This window comes from Curtobacterium sp. SP.BCo (assembly GCF_051903265.1).
Taxonomy (GTDB): domain Bacteria; phylum Actinomycetota; class Actinomycetes; order Actinomycetales; family Microbacteriaceae; genus Curtobacterium.
In genome coordinates this window covers 3,235,444-3,251,616 of record NZ_CP194337.1, presented here as the reverse complement: position 1 = coordinate 3,251,616, position 16,173 = coordinate 3,235,444, and the positions used below count along the sequence as shown (strand labels likewise).

Below are 16,173 nucleotides of genomic sequence, written 5' to 3'. Positions count from 1 at the left end.
CATTGGTGGGCACGGGAATGATCTCCTCCGGTGAGGCCGAGGCGTGGGCCGAGGCGCGAGCCGGCGGCACGTCGGCGTTCAGCGCGATGGTCGATCGACACCGCGATCGCGTCGTCGGGTGCGTCACCCCGCCGTCGCGAGGGCCTACGCGGTTTTCGGTGAGCTCGCCGCCCCCGGCCCGTCGGCACGCAGTTCGGCGGCGAGGGACGCGTTCCGCTCGGCGATGAGCCGCGGCAGGTAGCGCGCCAGCGCGATCCGCTCGGCGAGGACGCCGAGCGGTCCGAGCGGCGCACGGAACTCGATCTCGTCCACCATCCGGGTGCCGTGAGCCGACGGCTCGAAGCGATGGACGTGGTGGAAGCGGGCGAACGGACCACGCACCTGTTCGTCGACGAACAGGTGCGGCGCCTCCAGGGCGGTGATCCGACTCGTCATCCGCCACACGATCCCGAAGTGCCGTGCGCGCCACGTGACGCTCTCGCCCAGGCCGATCGTGCCCGTCGTCGTGCCGGCGACGGCGCGCTCGTCGGTGGCGGCCATCGACCGCTCGTGCGCGCCGATGTCCAACGACAGCGCGAACGCCCGCTCGGGCGGGGCATCGAGCTCGGTGACGACCCGGAACGACACCGTCACGACGCCGGCCAGATCGTCGGCGCCGAACGGTCGTCGTCACGCAGCGCGGCCGCCACGAGCTGGTCGTGCCGTCGACCGCGGTGTGCGACGCCGAGGCGCAACCGGCCCTCGAACCGCAGCCCGAGCCGCTGGGCGATCGCGGCCGACGGCGTGTTCGTCGCGATCGCACGCCACTGCACGCGGACCAGGCCGAGGCCCTCCGGCGCGGGCGCGAACGCCCAGTCGAGGACGCGTCGGGCCGCCTCGGTCGTGTAGCCGTGGCCGCGGCCGTCCGGGTGCACCGCGTACCCGACCTCGGCAGCGCCGCCGTCGAAGCCGAACAGCCCGATCGTGCCGAGCAGCCGGAGGTCGTCGGTCCGCCGGATCCCGAAGTCGTACCTGGTGTCCGTCGCCCACCCCGTCCGGACCACCTCGGTGATCCACTGCCGGGCCTCGGCGTGCCCGTACGGCACCGGCACCGAGGTGTACGCGATCACGTCGGGGTCGTTCGCGTAGGCCACGACGTCCTCGGCGTCGCCGGGCTCGGGGATCGAGAGCACCAGCCGGTCGGTGCGCAGCGTCACGGGGTCCATCCGCCGAGCCTAACGACCGTGGGGAGCGCGGTAGCGTCGGGGGCATGACGTTCGACGCGCTCCCGTTCCCGGTCATCGACGGTCACAACGACCTGCCGTGGGAACGACGCGACACGCACGACTCCGGGGTCGAGGGCATCGACACCGAGGACGGGTCCCTGCACACCGACCTGCCGAAGCTCCGCGCCGGTGGGGTCGTCGGGCAGTTCTGGTCGGTGTTCGTCCCCGCGGACGACCCCGACCCGGTCCGGACGACGCTGCAGCAGGTCGACGTGGCGCACCGGATCATCGAGCGGTACCCGGACACGCTCGCCCTGGCGCGGACCGCGGCCGAGGTCCGTGCGGCGATCGACTCCGGTCGGATCGCCTCGCTCCTCGGCGCCGAGGGCGGCCACTCGATCGGGGACGACCTCGCGGTGCTCCGTGACCTCGCTCGGCTCGGCGTCCGCTACATGACGCTCACGCACAACGACGACACCCCGTGGGCGGACTCGGCGACCGGGTCGCACCCGCACGGCGGACTCACCGACCGCGGCCGGCAGGTGGTGGCGGAGATGGAGCGGATCGGCATGCTCGTCGACCTGTCCCACACCGCGCCCGCGACGATGCGCGACACCCTCGACGTCGCCACGCAGCCCATCGTGTTCAGCCACTCCTCGACCACCGCCGTCAACGACCACCCGCGGAACGTGCCCGACGATGTCCTCGCCCGGCTGTCCGACAACGGCGGCGTCGTGATGATCACCTTCGTGCCCCAGTTCGTGTCCGCGACGTACGCCGAGTGGTACGCCGCCGGTTCGTCGGGGGAGGCGCCCCTCGTCACGGTCGCCGACGTCGCCGACCACGTCGAGCACGCGCGTGCGGTGGCCGGAGCGGCGCACGTCGGCCTCGGCGGGGACTACGACGGCACCCCGGTGCTGCCGCCGGACCTGCGGGACGTGTCGCGGTACCCGGTGCTCGCCGAGGAGCTGCGGCGCCGCGGGTGGTCGGCTGCGGACCTGCGTGCGCTGGCCGGCGGCAACGTGCTGCGGGTGCTCGAGGCGACGGACGAGCGGTTCGGGCGCACGGCGTTCGTGCGCTGACGGGCGGGCGGGCGCCGGCCGGCGGGCGCTGGCCGGCGCCGAGGCTCGGTTCCGCGGACAGTTCGCGGGCGCCGGAGCGCGAAGTGTGTCCCTGGAGCCGAGCTTCGGCACGTCAGCAGAACCGGTTGCATCGACGGGGTGGCGAGTCGGGCCGGCGCGTGACGTGCACACGGAATGGTGGACGCGAGCTCCATGCGGTGGTCACCATCGGCGGATGACCGAACACTCCGCGCTGCCCAGCGAGTACGACGCCACCCTCCGTTCCATCCGTCACCGTGTCACCGTGACCCGGTCGCGCGCCCAACTGGCCGCCAACGCGCAACTCGTCCACCTGTACCGGGCGATCGGGTCCATCCTGCTCGAGCGAACGCGGACGGCGCCCGGGGGGCCGGTGTCCTGAACCGGCTCGCGGAGGACCCGAAGCAGCTGGAACGACGTCGGCGCGCGGCGACGATGGGCTGCTCGTAGGCTTGCTGGGTGATCGCGCGAGTTCTGGGTTCTGGTCGTCCGCTCGTTGCCCTCCACGGGTTCGGTGTCGACCACCGGATCATGCTGCCGCTGGCGGACGCGGTGCAGGACCTCCCGTGGCGGTTGGTGCTCCTCGACCTGCCGTGGGCCGAAGCCGCCGCGGCGACCGCAACCGCGAAGAGCGCGGGCGGCGTGGCCGACGAGGTACTCGCCGACATCGACGACCACCTCGGCGACGAGCCCTTCGCCGTCATCGGGAACTCGTTCGGCGGCATGATCGCCCGACACGTCGCGCACGAACGCCGAGACCACGTGCTCGGCGTCGCGACCCTGGCGGGAGTCGTGCATCCTGCCCACGCAGACCGCGACGTTCCCGAGCGCACCGTGCTGCACACCGAACCGTCCGTCCTCGAAGCCGCCGGCGACGCGCGAGGAGCGTTCGAGGAGGTCAGTGTCATCCAGGACGCCGCCGCGTTGACAGCGTTCGAGCGGTACGTGCTGCCTGGTCTCCGTGGCGCCGACCCTGCGGTGATGGACCGCATCGCCGCCGACTACGCACTGGACGCCGTGCCGGAGGAGCGCCACTCGGATCCGTTCACTGCTCCGGCCCTGCACCTGTTCGGTCGGCAGGACGACGTCGTCGGGTACGAGGACGGGCTCGCGCTCCGAGACCACTACCCGAGAGGGAGCTTCGTCGTCCTCGACGGTGCTGGACACAACGTGCACCTCGAGCAACCCGGGATCACCGCCGCCCTGGTCCGCGACTGGCTCGCACGGATCGCCCGCTAGCCGATCGCCGATCGAGACAGGTCGGTGCGGGTGCGCGACCATGCGACTTCGGTGCCGAGCTGGCCGGTTCCGACGAACAGGCGTACCTGTTGCGTCTCGGGTAGCACGGCCGTCAGGCGTTCGCGGTCGGCAGTGGTGAAGCCGAGCTTCTGCCAGAACGGCCCTGACCGTCGCGAGAACAGCCAAGCGCATGATGCCCCCGCCTGTGCCGCCTGTTCGAGTGCGAACACGGCGAGGCGCGAGCCGGCGCCGGCCGCACGGCGGTCGGGCGCGACGGCGACGCTCCGGATCAACGCGTGGGTGCCGTCCCGGCTCAGCTCGAAGCCGGTGCTGCCGATCACCGTCCCGGTTTCGTCCTGTTCGATCCAGAGGTGAACGGTCGGCTCGTCGAGACCGGCAAGGGTGAGGTCGGCGTCGAGCAGGAAAGCACGAAGGCGGTCGACGTCATGCTCGGTCACGGTGTGGAACGTCACGCGCTCATCGTTCCAGCACTCGGCGTCCGCTGGCCGGTTGTCGGACAGTGCAGCTGGGTTTGTCCTGTGTTGGAGTTCGGGGCGTGAGTGCGTGGCGGAGGGCGATGAGAGCGTCACGGACGCGGGTGCCTGCGGTGCTGACGCTGATGCCAAGGTGCTGAGCGACTTCTGGGACGGTGCGTTCGCCGAGGTAGCGCAGGAGCACCGCTTCGCGCTGCTTGTCGGTTAGTTCGGCGAGGGCATCCCTGAGCCACGCCCGGATGTAGAGCGTGTCTCGGTCGTCCGCGTGATCGACGTTGTCGTGGTCGCGGATCCCGATGCGGAGGTCGCGGTGCCGGGACGCTTCGAGGCTGCGGATCCGGTCGATCGCCCGGCGGTGGGCGATGGTCCGCAACCAGGACAGCAGGTCGGCACGGGTGGGGTTCCACTGGCCCGGGTGGAGCCAAAGGTGGAGGAAGGTTTCATGGACGACGTCCTCGGCGAGGTGCGGGTCGATGACGATCGTTGACACGAACCCGCGCAGTCCGACGGCATGGTCTTGGTAGGCCGCGGTGCAGAAGCCTCGATGCTCCTGCATCGGGTCAGTCGTCATCGCTCAAACGGGCCACGGCGAGGTCGCTTCGCGTCGTGCGATGGCCCGCGGAAGAGAGCCCGGAGGGTAGTACCGGCGGCGTTGTCGTTCCACTTCGTCGTGGCTGCTGGTTCGGCACAGCAGTGCAGTCCGTTGTGACCGGCGGAAAGGGTGCAGCGCCACCGGTCAAAGGAGCTGGGGCACGGGGTGGAAGGAACGGCTTTGGCCTGTTCTGTTGGTGGGGCGGGCGCGGCGAACTTTCGACACCACCCGTGTGGCTTGCCGGGCTCGCCGCCTTCGAAGATGTTGCTGGGCTGCGTCGCTACCGGCTACTGGGCGGGCATCCGCGCGGCCGCGGAATCAGAAAGCGGGTCGGCTCTCGTACACGGACATGAGCATCGCTGCGGTGAGACGAGCTGAGCGGGCCGGCTGCGCGGAGCGCTGGACAGCGGACTCGACACGGGCCCCCTCGATCAGCAGCGACAAGCCCTGCGCGACGTGGGCCGGCATGTCGCCGCGCTGGCAGACAAGCGTGAGGTGACGTTCGATGTCGAGGAAGTGCTCGCGGGCAAGGGCCGCGATGTCGGGGTCTTGTCGGCCGAGTTCGGCGTGGCCGTTGATGAACGCGCAGCCGCGCCAGCCTTCGTCCTCGAAACACTCCTCGAGGTACCCGAAGATCCCGAGGACCTCGTCGCGCGGGTCGTCCGACACGGTGGTGATGTGCTCGAGTGCACGCCGCCACGACCCGTGCCACCGCTGCAGCACCGCAACGACCAGCGCCTGCTTCGTCGGGTACGCGTTCAACAGCTCGGCGAGGGTCAGCCCTGCACGGTCGGCGACCTGCTCGAGAGTGACCGGGATGACGCCGTGCTCGGTGAAGAGCGCGTCAGCAGCGCCGGATGCGGCGCGCTGCGTCGTCGTCTCGCGGATGCTGGGAGTGAGGGTGAGAAGCGTCATAGACCTGGTGGTGTCGGTGTGTTGAGGCTACCGGTCGGGGTCTGACCGGGTTGCCGGTGGTCGCTGCCAGGGGTTAGGCGGCGACGAAGAAGTCCGCGAAGGACGGCTCCGCGGTGTGCTGGGTGTCGCTGGTGTAGCGGTAGCCCAGTCGGGCGGAGACGCGCTTGTCGATATCGATCGGCGCGCTCATGCCGCGGCGGTGCCACTCGGTCGGGTTGAGGCGGAGCTCGGCGAGGGTGTGGCGGTTACTCATGGGTGCGGTCCTGTTCTGCAAGGAGCGTGGTCATGTCGATTGGCTGGGTCATCACGGCGTCGTACGTGAGCGTTGCGGCGCTCATGCGGTGAGGGTGAGGACGATCGCGGCGGACGCGGCGACGGTGACGGTGAGGATCCCGGTGCTCACCGCGGCGACCTGGAGCATGTGCTGCCGGCGGGCTTCGCGGACCTCACTGAACGGGTTGTCATGCGTGGACCGGGTGCGGCGCAGGGACACGGCGTCGTGTGCGGTGCGGGGTGCGACCTGGAAATCGGTGGCGGTGATCGTGGTCATGGTGTCGTCCTCGTCTGGAGGCACCGGAGCGGCGCCGGGCGATGATCCGACCGTAAGAGGAGCACGCACCGAGCCGCGAGCCGGCCTGGCAGTTGTGTCGATTCCCGGATGTGGGAGCGTCGGCTGCATGTCATCGGGCGGATAAGCGAGCTCCGAGCGTCGCGGGGAACGGCGCGGCGCGGCGGCGGAGGAGAAGCGACGGCGCGCATTGGTCGTGACGTTCCGTGGATACTGGACCGGATACAGGGAGGTGGTCGGGCATGCTGCTGCCGATCCCATGACTGACTCACAATCGACCCGAGTGCAGGAAGAGACGCAGAGCACCGACCTTGATGTCGCTCGCGACTTCCTCGCTGAGGCGTACGCGGGACAGCAGTGGAGCGCCGACCAGACCCGGCAGCCGTTTTCGTTCCGGTACACCGCCGTCGGCGACCAGGCGATGACACTCCGGACGATCCGGTTCGACGGGCACCTCGACGGGGTCATGACGCCGTCCGAGGACTTCGTGGTCCAGTGGACGAACAAGGGCCGCGGCACCATCACGACCGATACCGCCACGATCGAGATGGAGCACGGCCGGCCGCAGCTCTGGCCGCAGCAGGGCGCTTCGTTCTCGTACGACGACTACGACCAACGCATCGTGCAGATCAACCGGACCGCGCTCGAGACAGTCGCCGGTGAACGCGGCATCTCAGCCGGGAACCTGCAGCTGGATCACACGATCCGGCCCGACGACCGGGCCCTGCAGGTGTGGAGCAGCAGCGTGCATCTGATCTCTCACACCGTCATGGACCGGCACGCCTCGCCGCTGCTGCAGGCTGAGATGGGCAGGCTCGGTGCTCTGGCGCTGCTGGAGCTGTACCCGGTGGCGTCCGCAGCGCTGCCGGACGAGCTTCTGCTGCCAAAGAACAGCCACATCCGTCTCGCGGTCGAGTACATCCACGAACACGCGCACCTGCCGATCACGAGCGACGACATCGCCCAGGTTGCAAACCTCAGCCTCCGGGCGCTCCAGCACGCGTTCCGGAGGCTGTTCCAGCTGAGCCCGAACGCCTACATCCGGCGGGTGCGGCTCGACCGGGTCCGGGACGCCCTCCTCGCCGGCGACCCGGCGTCGACGAGCATCGGTGATGTCGCGAAGCAGTGGGGGTTCGCTCACGCCGGCCGGTTCTCCGCCGCCTACGCCGACCAGCACGGTGAGTACCCGCGCGACACCCTCCGCCGCGCCTGACAGAACGACGCACGATGAACGACTACACCCCGAACGCCGACAGCAACGCAGACACAATCGTCCGTTCCCGACTCGTCACCCGAACCCGCGACACCGCGATCGCGCGGAACGCGATCCTGCACACCTTCCACGTCCGCGGCCTCGACGTCACCGGCAGCTCCGGCTTCTCCTTCGAGGAAACCCTCACCGGCACCTCGCTCCTGGCGCTGGAGTCCACCAGCTCCACCGGCACGATCCGTGGCGAAGTCGACGCGACTACCGCGGTGATCGTCGTATGGCTGAAAGCTGGCCGCGGGGTCGTCGGCGGCCAGCAACTCCCCATCGGCCGGCCCGTGCTGTACGCCGGTCAGCAGCAGGTGCAGTGGGACCGGTTCGAGAAAGACGTCATGCGCATCGACCAGACGATCGTCGAAGCGGTCGCCGCCGAACGAGGCGGATGGGAGCCCGGACCGCTCGAGTTCAAACCGAACCACGTTCCAGAGGGTGCGCCCCTCGCCGCGTGGTGGCTGATGGTCCGCACGATCGCGTCCGAAATCCTCGCCACTACCGGAAACGTCTCCCTCGACCGGGAACGGGAACTCGCTGCGATGGCCGCCGAGGGGCTCCTCACCGCGATCCCGCACTGGCCGGTCGGACGTCGATCTGAGCAACCGCCCGAGTCGAACGTCGGCAGGGCGGAAGCGTTCATGCTCGACAACATCGCCGCCTCGATCACGGTGGATGACGTCGCCGCGGCTGCTGGCATGAGCGTCCGCGGCTTGCAGAGCGCGTTCCAGCGTGTGCACCAGACCAGCCCGCTCGGCTACCTTCGCGCGATCCGACTCCTGATGGCGCGGCAACAACTCGAATCCGGGGCAGCAGCGTCGGTGTCCGATGTCGCCCGTTCCGTCGGGATCGTGCACCTCGGCCGGTTCGCCGGCGCGTACCGCGAAGCATTCGGGGAACTTCCCGGCGAGACTCTGCGCGCCGCGAACGACACACCCCGCTGAGTTCACCCCGGGTTGGAGATGGTGGCGCGCGGGTGAAGTGGCTCAGGCAGGAGTTCGTGATGCTTCACGCGTGCACGCTGACAGTGCGGACACCTTCCCACTGGGAGGCGCCGCAAGGTGCGGAAGGCCGGCTCTGCATCAGAGCCGGCCTTCCGGGTCACGTGATCAGACCCGAACTGATCACGCAACCCAACCCTGCCCGAACGGCAAGTTTCCACGCAAGACGGCAGAAGAGAGGACAGACCAGCGCGGCGGGGGAACCGCATACTGAGGGCGCTTCCGCTGGTTGCCGAAGAAGAGCCCCGTCGTGCTCTCTGATTCCATGACGGTGCTCGAGCGGTGCTGGTGGCCCGTCGATCCGGACCACCAGCATCACGCTCGCGCGCTGCGCTCAGTGACCGCCGGCAACGGGGATGTCCCAGTACGAGGGCTGCTCGTACTGCTCGGACCACCCGCGCCGCATCCGCGTTGCCGCCCGGTCGAACGCGTCGACGAGATCCGTGTCCGTGGTCAGCAGCGCCTGGAGACGCAGACCGTCGTACAGCGCGAGGAGCTGCTGCGCGCCCCGGATCGGGTCCATCGTCGCCGGCTCACGGCCGTCCCGGACATCGGCTGCGAGTCCGTCACGGATCGACTGCCGGAACCGCCGGTACGTCGACCGGTAGTAGTCGGCACCGTCGACCGACGGATCCGCCGCCGACGCGAGACTCGACGCGAGCAGCTCCATCAGCGCAGGCTCTTCAGCATGCGCAGCCAGGAGAGCGTGCAGGAACGCGACGGTGCCCTTCTCGTGCATCAGCGGCGTCAGTGGTGCGGAGATCGCCTGCGTCCACCGTTCGACCGTCGCTGCGAGCAGCGCCCGCTCCGTCGGGAACGCCTCCCGCACCTCGGCCAGGCTCATCCCCGCGCGCTCGGCGGCAAGCTCAAGGGTGAACCGGGTGACGCCGCCGTCGTGAAGCGCGGTGATCGCACCGTTGATCACGCGCGTACGCGGTGCTTCGTCCGCTTCGGCAGTCTGACTCGTGAGCGGGGCGAGCGGGTGCTTCCGGAACCACTCCAGCAACCCACGAGCCCGTGTCAGCCCCGCTGCTGGGTCGAGGGCCTGACCCGACGCGAAGATGTCCCGAAAGCCCGGAACCCCCTGCATCAGCGGATCCAGCGGCTGGAACGCCATCGACCAATCCGGGAACGACCGCTGCGCGACAGGCTCATCCGCCAAGACCCGCACGTTCGTGTGCCGCGGATCACGGCGGACCTGCTCGAACCGAGCGGCGACGGTCCCGTCGTCGCCCTCGAGGATCCCGAGGCAGTTGTCGCCCTTGTGCGCGAGTATCCCGGTCACCCCGAGCGCGGTGTTCTTCTCCCGCCCCACTGCCAGGATCTGCGCGAGCTCGGTGTCCGTGATCGGACGGGTCTGGGTGCTGGTGTAGACGATCGAACGCATCATGCTGACCTCCCTGATGAGCCGGGATACGTTGCCGCTTCGAGTGAACTGCTCTGTCTACTGGTCCGCAACCCCCCCGATCGTCCGCGGACAGTGGACAACCCGGAGCCACCGAACGGCGAACGCTCATCCACTGGAACGCGGTGCGCGGGCGGCCGTCATGGTTCGGGTCCGGGACGGCCGCCCGCGCGCTATGACGCCGTCGGGTTCGACGCAACAGGTCATGACGAGGCCAGCCCAGGAACAGGGATCCGGGCACCCGCAGCCAGGGACCACGGGGTAGCCCGAGCGACGCTACGCCCCCACCAACGCCGACTCCCAGTCGCTGCGCGCGGATGACGGCCACGGGACAGCGACGTACTTCCCGCCCAGCAGTCGACTTGAAGGGTATGCGAACGCTTGGCGGCCCGTCTCGTTAGCCGATGGTGAACCGGACGGCGCTACTAGCGGCGCCTTGCAGCGAGGGCACTCGCCATCACTAATCCCGCAATGACGGCGAGACAGATGACCGCGAGGCCGACGTATCCGAGAGCGAAGTTCACCCCTCCACCCTCCGGAGCCGCTACGACAATCCAGATGCAGTAAAAGGCGCCAGCCAGCGCACCCACCGAAGTAACGATGGCCAGGACGGCGAGACCGACCGCTCGTCCGTTCCACTCGGCCCGAACGGGTGAAGCGCCCCGTGCAGGGCTGCGGTCTCCGTACGGAGGAAGGTCTGCGTCATCCACGAAAGCGATCGTCGCACGACCACGAGGGTCTGCGCCGTCACGTTCTCGCACGCGAGGCCGGCAACTGACAATGGCCGTCTCAGTAGCCCCTCGGCTATCGGACTCGGTGGGGTCGCCGCTTGAGCACGTGGCGGCGGTGTGGCGGGTGCCGTCGTCTTCTGTCAGTCGGCTGTCGAGGGCTGTGCCGTGATCAGGTCGCGGACGGACGCGGGCTCGCGATCGAGGACCTCGCCCAGGAGCGGGTCCGTCCCGGCGAAGAACCCGCCGGCGGCAGCGTGGTACATGCCGAGCATGAACCGCGCGAGGAACTCCTGCTGACCCGTGGCCACCTGGTGCGCCACCCACTCCTCGTCCCCGAGCACCACCGTCTCGACGGGCCGACCGGCGACGTCCGCGGCGATCGCAGCAACGTCGGCGAACGTGGGAGCCGCGGGCGCGGTGAGCGTCACAGGTCCCTCGTACGCCCCGTCCGAGAGCACGATGCGTGCAGCGGCTTCGGCGGCGTCCGCACGAGCCGTCCAGGACACAGGCCCGTCGGCGGGGATGCTGATCACGCCCGTCCGACGCCAGTCGCCGAGGAACCACTCGAGGCTGTGGGCGTAGAAGCCGTTGCGCAGCGACGTCCACGGCAGGCCGGAGTCGGCGAGCATCCGTTCGGTCACAGCGTGGTCCCGCCCCGGACCGAACGGGGTGTCGCGCGCCGCTCCCTGGTGACTCGTGTAGAGCACCCGGCCGACGCGTGCCGCGACCGCTGCCTCGACCGCGTTCCGGTGCAGGGCGACGGCGTCGGCGGTCGGGTCGCTCGAGGACACGAGGAGGAGCTGGTCCGCTCCCGCGAACGCAGCGGGTAGCGACGACGGCTCGGCGTAGTCACCCCGCCGTACCGCCACCCCGCGGTCCTCGAAGTGCGCGGCCTTCGCGACGTCGCGGGCCACGACGACGAGTTCGGATGCCGGCACGCTCTCGAGGAGGTGCTCGACGGTGGATCCGTTAAGGGCGCCCGTGGCGCCGGTGACGATGATCATGCGGTGGTCTCTTCCCTGGTGACGACTCGGTATCTGTGGAACCATCCTGATGCTATCGCTGGAAACACAGTGATAGCAATATCGCGGTACCATCGATCCGTGACGGTTGCACAGGTACCCGCTGACACTCGGACCCGCATCGTGGAGGCCGCTGCTTACCTGCTCCGGGACGAGGGTCCGGGCGCGGTCACGACGCGGGGGGTCGCTCAGGCTGCCGGCGTCCAGGCACCCGCCATCTACCGACTGTTCGGCGACAAGGACGGACTGCTCGAGGCCGTTGCCGAGCACGTCATGGCGGCGTTCGTCGCGGACAAGGCATCAGCCGTGGCCGTCGCCGCCGCCGCAGACGTCGACCCGGTGCAGGAGCTCACCGACGGGTGGCGTCGTCAGATCGAGTTCGGCCTGGCCAACCCGGCGCTCTTCGCCCTGCTCAGCGACCCGCGTCGTGTCGCCGGCTCGCCAGCGGCCCGTTCGGGCAAGGAGGTCCTCGCCACCCGCGTCCGGCGCGTCGCCGCCGCCGGGCGCCTCGCCGTGTCGGAGCCGCGAGCCGTCGCACTCATCCAATCGGCGGGCGTCGGGGTCGTCACGACGACCCTCGCCACACCGCCCGCAGAACGCGATCCCGGGCTGACCGACGCAGTGCTCCACGGCCTGCTCGCGCAGATCCTGACGGACGAGCCCGTCACGGCACAGTCCGGCCCCCTCGCCGCGGCCGTGGCGTTCCGAGCCGTAACCGCCGAGCTCGAGCAGCTCAGCGAACCCGAGCGTCTTCTCCTCGACGAGTGGCTTGATCGAGTGATCTCGAAGCCAGTCGGATAGCTGGGGGGCATCTGCTGCGGCGACAGCGATGCAGGCGTCCGACGCGCACACGATCACTCGCTGAGCTTCGACTTCGGGAGAGACTGGCCGTCGAACCGGCAGCCGTGGACCCATCGGCCAGTGAGGCACCGCTTAGCGGCGACGGCTCCTGATGATGGTGACGACGATGATCACAGCCGCCAGTACGGCGACGATCGCCGTCGGGATCGGTTCGAAGCCCACGCCAGCGAACGCAGCAACCACGGTGCCCTCTCGTCGAGCGCGTACGTGAGCGCTCGACTGGAAGGGTATGCGAACGTTTGGCGGACCGTCTCGATAGCCGGTCCACGAGTGGGTCTCGGGGTGCTTCCGGACGCTCCGGACTCCAACGGCTCTGCTCCGGAGCGGTCCCCGTCTCACATGGGTGGTCCGCGAACCGTCTCAGTGCACGCACGCCATGCGGACGCCCCGAGACACACGAAGGCTGAGCTGTGCCCTTGTCGAGTCAGCGGCTCCGTGCTGCCAAACAACGGGTTAACATCCGTATCTCGGACACGTTGTGTGGCAGTCGGACAAGTTGGCTGGCGGAGGACAGCGACGTCGGGCTGGTGGTCCTTGCGCATGTCGACCTCCTCGTCGTTGCCGCGAAGGGAACGCGCGGAACGCGCGTGCGTCACGGAACAGGGAGGCGCTGGGTCGGATCGCTAGGATCGCAGGCGCACGCCGTGCCTCCAGTGGGGAAGGCACGCGACCAGACCCGAAGAGGACGGTACCGATGAGCGGCACGATCCACGACAACATCTCGCAGGCGTTCGGGAACACGCCGCTGGTCCGGCTGAACCGACTCCCGAAGGCGGGCGGCGCGGAGATCCTGGCGAAGCTCGAGTTCTACAACCCGGGCGCCAGCGTGAAGGACCGTCTCGGGGTCGCGATCATCGACGCGGCCGAGGAGTCCGGCGAGCTGCAGGCCGGCGGGACCATCGTCGAGGGATCGTCGGGCAACACCGGCATCGCGCTCGCCCTCGTCGGCGCTGCCCGTGGGTACCGGGTCGTCATCACGATGCCGGAGACGATGAGCGTCGAGCGCCGTGCCCTGATCCGTGCGTACGGCGCCGAGATCGTGCTCACCCCGGGGTCGGAGGGCATGAAGGGCGCCGTCGCGAAGGCCGAGCAGATCGTGGCCGAGACGCCCGGAGCGATCCTCGCCCACCAGTTCGAGACGCCCGCGAACGCCGCGATCCACCGGAAGACCACGGCGGAGGAGATCCTCCGTGACACCGAGGAGCACGTCGACGTGTTCGTCGCCGGCGTCGGCACCGGCGGAACCATCACCGGTGTGGGCCAGGTGCTGAAGGAACGTGTGCCCGGCGTGCAGATCGTCGCCGTGGAGCCGAAGGACTCGCCGCTCCTCACCGAGGGCAAGGCCGGTCCGCACAAGATCCAGGGCATCGGCGCGAACTTCGTCCCCGAGGTCCTCGACCGGTCCGTCATCGACGAGGTGTTCGACGTCGAGCTCGACGACGCGCTCCGGGTCGCCCGTGACCTCGGCACCCAGGAGGGCATCCTCGCCGGCATCTCGTCCGGTGCGATCATCCACGCCGCGATCGAGATCGCCGCACGCCCGGAGAACGCCGGCAAGCGGGTCGTCGCGATCGTGTGCGACACCGGTGAGCGGTACCTGTCGACGGTGCTCTTCGAGGGACTCACTGCGTGACGCGTCCCGTCCGACGAGGCGTGCTGCGGACGGTCCGGGAGGACCTGGCCGCAGCACGCCGCGGTGACCCCGCCTCCCGCGGCGACCTCGAGAACGCGATCGTGTACTCGGGGCTGCACGCCATCTGGACCTACCGTCTGACGCACCGGCTGTGGATCGCGCAGGGGCTGCCCGGTTCGCGGTTCGCGGCGCGGGTCGTCGCGCAGGTCGCCCGGGCACTCACCGGCATCGAGATCCACCCTGGGGCACGCATCGGCCGGCGGTTCTTCATCGACCACGGCATGGGCGTCGTCATCGGCGAGACCGCGGAGATCGGCGACGACGTCGTCCTGTTCCACGGCGTGACCCTCGGCGGGCGCGGTGGCGACCACGGACCCGGTGCCCGCCGCCACCCGGCGGTGGGGGACCGCGTCGTGCTCGGCGCGGGGTCGTCCCTGATCGGCGCGATCACGGTCGGTGCGGACTCCGTCGTCGGCGCGAACACGGTGGTGACGAAGGACGTCCCGCCCGGGTCGGTCGTCACCGGGGTCGCCGGTTCGGCGCGTCCGCGGTCAGGGCACGAGGGCGTGCCGACGCTCTGACGGGCGCGGGCGCGCCGACGCGCTGACGCACGAGGGCGTCAGAGCTTCCCGACGGGCCTCCCGACGCCCGAGCGGGTCAGCTCTTCTCGCAGGCGATCCCGTCGGCGTCCGCGTCCATCTTCTTGTTCGCGTTGTAGAGCGCGTCGTCCTTCTTCACGGTGCCCTTGAGCGCCCGGTAGGTGGTCTTCCCGCCCGACGTCACCTTGTTCTTCGTGACGGCCTTCTTCGCGATCCCGCCGGAGTACACCTTGTGCACCGCGTCGCAGTTCTTGTAGACGGTCGGAGCGGCCTGCGCGGTCGAGGCACCCCCGACGACGACGGAGGCGGCGAGGACGAGCGTGGCTGCGGTGATGCTGAGCGTTCGGGTGGTGTGCACGGCATGAGCGTACGTCAACAACGCGATCGTGGACGTGCCCCAGAACGAGGCGCACCGTCGGCGGTCTGCGGCATGCTGGCCCCATGGACGGCGAGACGTTGCACGAGGTCGCGGCCCGGACGGCGATGGGGCTGCCCGCGGTCGAGGAGACGCAGCCCTTCGGCGAGGGCGCACTCGTCTACAAGGTCGTCGGCAAGATGTTCGTGATGACGTCCGAACTGCGGGGCGTCCCGATCGTGAACCTCAAGTGCGCGCCACCGCACGGGGCCGCTCTCGTCCGCGACCACGCTGAGGTCACGCCGGGCTGGCACATGAACAAGCGGCACTGGATCACGCTCGCCACCGGGGACGGGCTCGACGAGACCCTGGTGGAGGACCTCGTCGCGAACGCCTACGAGCTGGTGGTGGCGGGTCTGCCCCGGGCGAAGCGACCGATCGACCCGTTGCGCCGCACGCAGCGCGACTGAGCACACAGCCCGCAGCGCAGCCGCGCGCAGCCCGCGCCCGTCCGCAGCGCAGCGCGCAGCCCGACCGCCCGGCGCTCAGGCACCCGCGCGGGCGAGCACCTTCGACAGGTCCCGCACGACCTTGGGTGCGAGACCCGAACCGGATTCGAGCACCGCGCGGGCCCGGTCCGGCGTCAGCCCGGAGAAGATCTCCCCGATGGTGACGCCGTGGTCCGGGCGGTGCGTCACGACGACCGGGTCGCCGGCCGACACCGGGCCGGAGCGCAGCACGCGCAGGTAGGCGCCAGGACGGCCCTCCTCGGTGAACCGCCGCACCCACTTGTCGACCCGCATCCGACGAGCGAACGTGCCGCACGGGATCCGCGGGATCGTGACCTCCAGCTCGAGGGAGTCCCCGATCCGCCAGCGCTCACCGGTCACGGCGCCGGTGACGTCGATCCCCGAGGTGCGCAGGTTCTCGCCGAAGAGCCCGGGCAGGACCTCCCGGTCGAGCAGCTCGGCGAAGTGTGCGGCGTCCTCGTCGGCGTAGGCGTACACGGCCTGGTCCGCACCGCCGTGGTGCTTCCGGTCGGCCTGCACGTCGGCGTACAGCCCGAGCGGTCGGACACGCACCGGTCCGTCGACGGGGCGCTTGCCGATGGCCGTGATCCCGATCGTGCCCGAGTCGGGCAGCAGGCGGTCCACGCGGCAGACGGCGGTGACGAACGACATCCCCCAAGCCTGCC

At 69.9% G+C, this 16,173-nt stretch carries 20 protein-coding genes; 9 read left to right on the top strand and 11 right to left on the bottom strand.

Translation table 11 applies throughout. The features are described from left to right. Positions 1–144 precede the first annotated feature (144 nt). Positions 145–633 carry an SRPBCC family protein gene (locus ACRQ4B_RS15405; protein ID WP_439692269.1) on the bottom strand — a complete coding sequence of 163 codons (489 nt, stop codon included), beginning with the start codon at positions 631–633 and terminating at the stop codon, positions 145–147. Next, positions 630–1,205, bottom strand: a complete 576-nt coding sequence (locus ACRQ4B_RS15400; protein WP_439692268.1) for a GNAT family N-acetyltransferase — start codon at positions 1,203–1,205, stop codon at positions 630–632. Before ACRQ4B_RS15400 ends, ACRQ4B_RS15405 begins: the two co-directional genes overlap by 4 nt. 44 nt (positions 1,206–1,249) lie before the next feature. Here ACRQ4B_RS15400 and ACRQ4B_RS15395 point away from each other — a divergent pair, with 44 nt between their 5' ends. The 3 genes from ACRQ4B_RS15395 to ACRQ4B_RS15385 all read left to right on the top strand — a co-directional run bounded on the left by ACRQ4B_RS15395 (position 1,250) and on the right by ACRQ4B_RS15385 (position 3,544). Continuing rightward, positions 1,250–2,287, top strand: a complete 1,038-nt coding sequence (locus ACRQ4B_RS15395; RefSeq protein WP_439692267.1) for a dipeptidase — start codon at positions 1,250–1,252, stop codon at positions 2,285–2,287. Between the two features lie 214 nt (positions 2,288–2,501). Next, the gene (locus ACRQ4B_RS15390) at positions 2,502–2,687 is read left to right on the top strand and encodes a hypothetical protein (RefSeq protein ID WP_439692266.1); all 186 of its coding nucleotides are present in this window, start codon (positions 2,502–2,504) and stop codon (positions 2,685–2,687) included. A gap of 77 nt (positions 2,688–2,764) precedes the next feature. Continuing rightward, the gene (locus ACRQ4B_RS15385; RefSeq protein WP_439692265.1) at positions 2,765–3,544 is read left to right on the top strand and encodes an alpha/beta fold hydrolase; all 780 of its coding nucleotides are present in this window, start codon (positions 2,765–2,767) and stop codon (positions 3,542–3,544) included. Here the strand turns inward: ACRQ4B_RS15385 and ACRQ4B_RS15380 are convergent. The 5 genes from ACRQ4B_RS15380 to ACRQ4B_RS15360 form a co-directional block, all read right to left on the bottom strand. Further along, positions 3,541–4,017 (bottom strand): GNAT family N-acetyltransferase, encoded by a 477-nt coding sequence (locus ACRQ4B_RS15380; protein WP_439692264.1) that lies wholly within the window; start codon positions 4,015–4,017, stop codon positions 3,541–3,543. The genes ACRQ4B_RS15385 and ACRQ4B_RS15380 overlap by 4 nt on opposite strands. A gap of 4 nt (positions 4,018–4,021) precedes the next feature. Continuing rightward, complete coding sequence (locus tag ACRQ4B_RS15375) at positions 4,022–4,609, bottom strand: sigma-70 family RNA polymerase sigma factor (protein ID WP_439692263.1); 588 nt, start codon at positions 4,607–4,609, stop codon at positions 4,022–4,024. 339 nt (positions 4,610–4,948) lie between these two features. Beyond that, positions 4,949–5,545, bottom strand: a complete 597-nt coding sequence (locus tag ACRQ4B_RS15370; protein ID WP_439692262.1) for a TetR/AcrR family transcriptional regulator — start codon at positions 5,543–5,545, stop codon at positions 4,949–4,951. Positions 5,546–5,618: 73 nt separating this feature from the next. Next, a complete protein-coding gene (locus ACRQ4B_RS15365; protein ID WP_439692261.1) occupies positions 5,619–5,798 on the bottom strand; it encodes a hypothetical protein in 180 nt (59 codons plus the stop codon). An 81-nt stretch (positions 5,799–5,879) separates the two neighbouring features. Continuing rightward, complete coding sequence (locus ACRQ4B_RS15360; RefSeq protein WP_439692260.1) at positions 5,880–6,095, bottom strand: hypothetical protein; 216 nt, start codon at positions 6,093–6,095, stop codon at positions 5,880–5,882. Positions 6,096–6,396: 301 nt separating this feature from the next. Between ACRQ4B_RS15360 and ACRQ4B_RS15355 the strand changes: the two genes are divergently transcribed. Together ACRQ4B_RS15355 and ACRQ4B_RS15350 are read left to right on the top strand one after the other, a co-directional pair. Beyond that, on the top strand, positions 6,397–7,326 hold the full coding sequence (locus tag ACRQ4B_RS15355) for a helix-turn-helix domain-containing protein (protein ID WP_439692259.1): 930 nt from the start codon (positions 6,397–6,399) through the stop codon (positions 7,324–7,326). Positions 7,327–7,340: 14 nt separating this feature from the next. Then, the gene (locus ACRQ4B_RS15350) at positions 7,341–8,315 is read left to right on the top strand and encodes a helix-turn-helix transcriptional regulator (protein WP_439692258.1); all 975 of its coding nucleotides are present in this window, start codon (positions 7,341–7,343) and stop codon (positions 8,313–8,315) included. A gap of 391 nt (positions 8,316–8,706) precedes the next feature. Here ACRQ4B_RS15350 and ACRQ4B_RS15345 read toward each other — a convergent pair whose 3' ends face one another. Both ACRQ4B_RS15345 and ACRQ4B_RS15340 read right to left on the bottom strand, forming a co-directional pair. Beyond that, positions 8,707–9,762: a BLUF domain-containing protein gene (locus ACRQ4B_RS15345; protein ID WP_439692257.1), complete on the bottom strand. Its 1,056-nt coding sequence runs from the start codon at positions 9,760–9,762 to the stop codon at positions 8,707–8,709. A gap of 886 nt (positions 9,763–10,648) precedes the next feature. Continuing rightward, positions 10,649–11,512 carry an NAD(P)H-binding protein gene (locus ACRQ4B_RS15340; protein ID WP_439692256.1) on the bottom strand — a complete coding sequence of 288 codons (864 nt, stop codon included), beginning with the start codon at positions 11,510–11,512 and terminating at the stop codon, positions 10,649–10,651. 99 nt (positions 11,513–11,611) lie between these two features. Here ACRQ4B_RS15340 and ACRQ4B_RS15335 point away from each other — a divergent pair, with 99 nt between their 5' ends. The 3 genes from ACRQ4B_RS15335 to epsC all read left to right on the top strand — a co-directional run bounded on the left by ACRQ4B_RS15335 (position 11,612) and on the right by epsC (position 14,605). Further along, a complete protein-coding gene (locus tag ACRQ4B_RS15335; protein WP_284802920.1) occupies positions 11,612–12,331 on the top strand; it encodes a TetR/AcrR family transcriptional regulator in 720 nt (239 codons plus the stop codon). A 754-nt stretch (positions 12,332–13,085) separates the two neighbouring features. Beyond that, positions 13,086–14,024 (top strand): cysteine synthase A, encoded by a 939-nt coding sequence (gene cysK / locus ACRQ4B_RS15330; protein WP_439692255.1) that lies wholly within the window; start codon positions 13,086–13,088, stop codon positions 14,022–14,024. Further along, positions 14,021–14,605: a serine O-acetyltransferase EpsC gene (gene epsC, locus ACRQ4B_RS15325; protein WP_439692254.1), complete on the top strand. Its 585-nt coding sequence runs from the start codon at positions 14,021–14,023 to the stop codon at positions 14,603–14,605. The genes cysK and epsC overlap by 4 nt, the downstream gene beginning before the upstream one ends. Before the next feature lie 76 nt (positions 14,606–14,681). On the opposite strand, the gene ACRQ4B_RS15320 is transcribed toward epsC, so the two are convergent. Beyond that, positions 14,682–14,981, bottom strand: coding sequence for an excalibur calcium-binding domain-containing protein (locus ACRQ4B_RS15320; protein ID WP_439692253.1), 300 nt, complete (start codon positions 14,979–14,981; stop codon positions 14,682–14,684). Between the two features lie 83 nt (positions 14,982–15,064). Here ACRQ4B_RS15320 and ACRQ4B_RS15315 point away from each other — a divergent pair, with 83 nt between their 5' ends. Next, a complete protein-coding gene (locus ACRQ4B_RS15315) occupies positions 15,065–15,448 on the top strand; it encodes an MmcQ/YjbR family DNA-binding protein (RefSeq protein WP_439692252.1) in 384 nt (127 codons plus the stop codon). A gap of 75 nt (positions 15,449–15,523) precedes the next feature. Here the strand turns inward: ACRQ4B_RS15315 and ACRQ4B_RS15310 are convergent, their stop codons facing one another. Next, a complete protein-coding gene (locus ACRQ4B_RS15310) occupies positions 15,524–16,159 on the bottom strand; it encodes an MOSC domain-containing protein (protein ID WP_439692251.1) in 636 nt (211 codons plus the stop codon). Positions 16,160–16,173 lie beyond the last annotated feature (14 nt).